The organism is Nocardia farcinica (assembly GCF_029867845.1).
GTDB lineage: Bacteria > Actinomycetota > Actinomycetes > Mycobacteriales > Mycobacteriaceae > Nocardia > Nocardia farcinica_A.
The window spans coordinates 1-5,358 of the sequence record NZ_JARWRU010001149.1 but is presented as its reverse complement, the minus strand read 5'-3'; the positions used below and the strand labels follow the sequence as shown (position 1 = coordinate 5,358).

1 protein-coding gene is annotated in these 5,358 nt (G+C 74.7%); it reads right to left on the bottom strand.

Annotation, left to right across the window (positions count from 1 at the left end; translation table 11 throughout):
- The coding region (locus QH283_RS25530) for a non-ribosomal peptide synthetase (protein WP_280505481.1) at window positions 1–5,358 on the bottom strand (5,358 nt) is incomplete at both ends.

The window sequence follows — 5,358 nt, the reverse complement described above, 5'->3', positions numbered from 1 at the left end:
GGTCGGCCCGGCCCGCGGCCCCCGCGCGGCGGCGCGCACCTCGGCGGGCACCACAACCCACCCCCGCAGGGGCGCGCGGCCGGGCTGCTCCCGGCCGACGGTGACCGCCTGCGCGACGCCGGGCTGGGCCAGCAGCGCGGCGTCGATGTCGCCGAGCTCGATGCGGAAGCCGCGGATCTTCACCTGGAAGTCGGTGCGGCCGAGGTATTCCAGCGCGCCCGATCCGGTGCGCACCACCAGGTCGCCGGTCCGGTACATCCGCTCGCCCGCCGAACCGCCCGCCTCGAGGGCGTACGGGTCGGCCAGGAAGCGCTCGGCGGTCAGTCCTGGCCTGCGGTGGTAGCCGCGGGCCAGCTGTGCGCCCGCCAGGTACAGCTCGCCCGGCACGCCGTCGGGGACCGGGGCGAGCGCGTTGTCCAGCACGTAGACACGGCTGTTCCACTCCGGCGCGCCGATCGGCACCGAGCCGGTGTCGGCCTCGGTGACCGCGTGCGCGGTGATGGAGACCGCGGCCTCGGTGGGCCCGTAGAGGTTGTGCACCGACACCCCGCCCGCGCGTACCCGCGCGGCCAGGGCGGCGGGCAGCTCCTCGCCGATGGCCAGCACCAGGCGCACCGATTCGGGCAGGCTGCCGCCGCCCTCGGCGACCAGCGCGTCGAGCATCGACGGCACGGTGTGCAGGGTGTTGACCCCGGTCTCGCGCATCAGGGTGTTCAGGTAGGCCGGGTCGCGGTGGCCGTCGGCGTCGGCGATCACCAGACGTCCGCCCGCCACCGCAGCCGACCAGAACTCCCAGACCGACAGGTCGAAGGTGGCGGCGGTCTTCAGCAGCACCACGGTGTCGCGGTCGAGGCCGTATTCGGCCACCTTCCACAGCAGCTGGTTGACGATCGCGCCGTGCGAGACCGTCACGCCCTTGGGCACGCCGGTCGAGCCGGAGGTGAAGATGACGTAGGCCGGGTGGCCCGCGTGCAGCTTGCCGTTGCGCTCCGAGGGCGCCACGGCCGCCGGGGACAGCGTGGCCAGGTCGAGGGTGTCGACCGCCACGGTGAGCGCCAGGCGCGTGTCGAAGGCGTCGCGGGTGGTGGTGAGCACGCACACCGGCGCGGCGGTGGTGAGGATCTGCTCGATCCGTTCCACCGGCTGGTCGGGGTCGACGGGCACGTAGGCGGCGCCGGACTTGGCGACGGCGTACATGGCGACCACCAGATCGACGCCGCGGCGCATGGCGAGCACCACTCGGTCCTCCGGGCGCACCCCGCGCCGGATCAGGTGGCGGGCCAGGCGGTTGACCCGCTGGTCGAGTTCGCTGTAGGTGATCCACACCGCGCGCTGGCCCTCGCCCGCCACCAGCGCCAGCGCCTCGGGGCTGCGCGCGACGGTGTCGTCGAGCAGCGAGGACAGATTGGCGCGCGGGTCGATCCAGTGCTCGGTCTCGTTGACCGAACGCAGGATTCGCGCGCGCTCGGCGGCGGAGAGCAGGTCGATGCCCGCCACCGGCACCGTCGGGTCGGCCAGCACGGTGTCGAGGACCCGCTGGAAGCGCTCGGCGACGGCCCGCACCGTCGACTCGTCGAACAGGTCGGTGGCGTAACTGAATTCGGCCAGCAGCTCGGCGGGCGCGCCGTCGGCCTCGTACCGGTCGGTCACGGTCAGCTGCAGGTCGGTCTTGGCCAGATGGGTGTCGAACTCCAGCGGCGCGACCCGCAGGCCCGGCAGCTCGAAGGTGGTCTCGCGCAGGTTCTGGAACGAAAGGCCCACCTGGAACAGCGGATTGCGCGCGGTCGAGCGGGCCGGGTTGAGCACCTCGACCAGGCGCTCGAACGGCACGTCGGCGTGGTCGAAGGCGGCCAGGTCGCCCTCGCGGACGTGCGCGAGCAGCTCGGTGAAGCTCTCGCCGGGGCGCACTGCGGTGCGGAAGACCACGGTGTTGACGAACATGCCGATCAGGTCGTCGAGTTCGCGCTCACCGCGACCGGCCAGCGGGGTGCCGACGGCGATGTCGCCGGAGCCGGACAGCTTGGCCAGCAGCACCGCGAAGGCGGCGTGCACGACCATGAACAGCGAGGCCCGGTTGGCCCTGGCCAGTTCCTGCAGCCCGGCGTGCGTCTCGGCGGGGACCACCAGCGGCACCGTGGCGCCGCGGAAGGACTGCACGGGCGGGCGCGGCCGGTCGGTGGGCAGCTCCAGCTGGTCGGGCAGGCCCGCGAGACGCTCGCGCCAGTAGGCGATCTGGGCGGCAGCCACCGAATCCGGGTCGGACTCCTCCCCGAGCACCGCGCGATGCCACAGCGCGTAGTCGGCGTACTGCACCGGCAGCGGAGACCAGCGCGGCTCGCTGCCGTGCAGGCGGGCGGTGTAGGCGACCATGATGTCGCGGGCCAGCGGGGCCATGGAGGCGCCGTCGGCGGAGACGTGGTGCACCACGAAGGTCAGCACGTGCTCGGCCGGGGCCACCCGCAGCAGCGCGACGTGCAGCGGGATCTCGCGGGTCACGTCGAAGGTGCGCCTGGCCAGTTCGACGACGGTGTCGTGCAACCGCTCCTGCGGCACATCCACCGGCGTCAGCGCCACCGGCTCGGTGGGCACCGGGTGGATCAGCTGGTACGGGCGGTCGTCGCCGCCGGGATAGACGGTGCGCAGCACCTCGTGGCGGGCGAGCACGTCGGTGATGGCGCGGCCGAGCGCGGCCACGTCGAGCGGGCCCGACAGCCGCACCGCCATCGGGATGTTGTCGACCGCGGAGGCGGCGGTGTCGTACTGGTTGAGGAACCAGTAGCGCCGCTGCGCCGGGGACAGCGGGATCCGTTCCGGGCGCTCGACCGGGACCAGCGGCGGCCGCGCGCTCGCGGGACCGGTGGCGCCGAGGCGTTCCCCGACGCGGGCGGCCAGCCCGGACACCGTGGGCGCGTCGAACAGTTCGCGCACCTCGAGCCGGGCGCCGAGCGCCGCGCCGAGGCGGGCCACCACCTGGGTGGCGATCAGCGAGTTGCCGCCGCGGGCGAAGAAGTCGTCGTCGGCGCCGACCGGCTCGGTGGTGCCCAGCGCCTCGGCGTAGAGCGAGGCGATGAGCTCCTCCAGCCTGCCGCGGGGGGCGCGGAAGGTGCTGACCCGCAACACCGGGGCGGGCAGCGCGGCGCGGTCGAGCTTGCCCGCGGGTGTCACCGGGATGGTGTCGAGCACGGTGATCGCGGCCGGGACCATGTGCCGTGGCAGCGCGCGCGAGGCGGCGGCCAGCAGCTCGTCGGGGTCGATGTGCGAACCGGGGGCCGGATGCACGTAGGAGGCGAGAATCGTGCTGCCGTTGTCGAGTTCGTGGCCGACGGTGACGGCGAAGTCGACCTCCGGCCGCGCGGTGAGCGCGGCGTCGATCTCGCCGAGCTCGATGCGGAAGCCACGGATCTTGACCTGGAAGTCGTTGCGGCCCAGGTATTCCAGCTCACCGGTGGAGGTGCGGCGCACCAGGTCGCCGGTGCGGTACATGCGGGTGCCGTCGGCGGCGAACGGGTCGGCGACGAAGCGGGTCGCGGTGAGCGCCGAGCGGTCGCGGTAGCCGCGGGCCAGCGACGGACCCGCCAGGTAGAGCTCACCGCCGACCCCGGCTGGCACCGGGCGCAGACGCCGGTCGAGCACGTAGGCGGCGGTGCCCCGGATGGGCGCGCCGATCCTGACCGGCGCGTCGGGGGTCATCGGACCGGTGGCGGAGGCGACCACGGTGGTCTCGGTCGGGCCGTAGGCGTTGTGGAAGGTCAGCCTGCCCGACGCGATCGGGCCTGCCCAGCGGCGCACCAGCTCCGGCGGGCAGGCCTCGCCGCCGGTGACCAGCACGCGCAGTTCGTCCAGGCCCTCGGGGTCGAGGCCGGCCAGCGCGGCGGGGGTGACGAAGGCATGGGTCACCTGTTCCCGGCGCAGCACCTCGGCCAGGTCGGCGCCGCCGAAGACGCTCGGCCCGCCCCCCCCCCAGGGCGCGGCCCCCCCCCCCGGCCCCCCACCCCCCCCCCCCCCGGCGGGGCGGGCCCGCGGGGGGGGGGTCACTACGCCTGGGGCCACCGGTCCCCGGCCCACCACCCCGCCCTGGCGGGCGCCGCCGACGCCCCGCGGCGCCCCCACGACCATGGTCGCGGCCGCGCCGACGGCCAGCAACAGCTCCAGCACCGAGGCGTCGAAGGACGGCGAGGCGAAGTGCAGGGTCCGCGCCCGCGGGCTCGTCCGGTAGCGCTCGCGCAGTTCCTCGGCCAGCGCGGCCAGACCCGCATGGCTGACCGTGACGCCCTTCGGGGTGCCGGTGGAACCGGAGGTGTAGATGACGTAGGCCGGGTGGCCGGGATGCAGCGGCCTGCGCCGGTCGGCGTCGGTGAGCGGCCTGGTGTCGAAACGGGCCAGGCGCGCGACGAAGGCGATGTCGTCGAGCAGCAGCCAGCGCACCCGCTTGGGCAGCGCGGCCACCTCGTCGGTGACCGTGAGGCCGAGCACCGCGCCGGAGTCGGCGAGCATGTGCGCGATCCGCTCGGCGGGATAGGCCGGGTCGATGGGCACGAAGCCGGCGCCGGTCTTGGCGACCGCCCACACGGCCAGCACCGACTCCAGCGAGCGCGGCACCGCGACGGCCACCAGGTCCTCCGGGCCGACGCCTCGGTCGATCAGCTCCCGCGCCAGCAGGGTGGAGCGGGCGTCGAGCTCGAGATAGTCCAGTCCGCCCAGCCGCTCCACGGCGTCGGAGAAGACCACCGCGAGGTTGCGCGGGGCGGTCTCCACGGCCGCGGCCAGCAGCCGGGGCAGCGTCACGTCGGTGCGGACGGCGGGCCCGGCCGGGAGCAGGTGCTCGCGGTCGAGCTCGTCGAGCAGGTCGATGTCGCCGATCGGCCGGGTGGGATCGGCGGCGACCTCGGCGACCAGCCGGGCGAAGCGCTCGGCGAAGCCGCGCACGGTGCGCGCCTCGAACAGATCGGTGGCGTAGGTGACGGCCGCGCCGAGCGGGCCCGGCGTGCCGTCGGGCTCCCGGCGCGGCTCGATCTCGAGCAGCAGGTCGAACTTGGCGGCCAGCGGGCCGGAGTCCATGGCGGTGACGGTCAGGCCGGGCAGTTCGACGACCGGTTTGGTCAGGTTCTCGAAGGCCAGCACCACCTGGAACAACGGGCTGCTGGTGCCGGCGCGGTCGGGGGCGACCGCGTCGACGACGCGCTCGTAGGGCAGCTCGGCGTGGTCGAAGGCGGCGAGGTCGGCCTCGCGGGCGGTGCCGACCAGCGCGGTGAAGCCGGCGTCGACGTCGACCTCGGTGCGCAGGGTCAGCGTGTTGACTAACATGCCGACCAGGTCGTCGAGGGCGCGTTCGCCGCGGCCGGCGACCGGGGTGCCGAC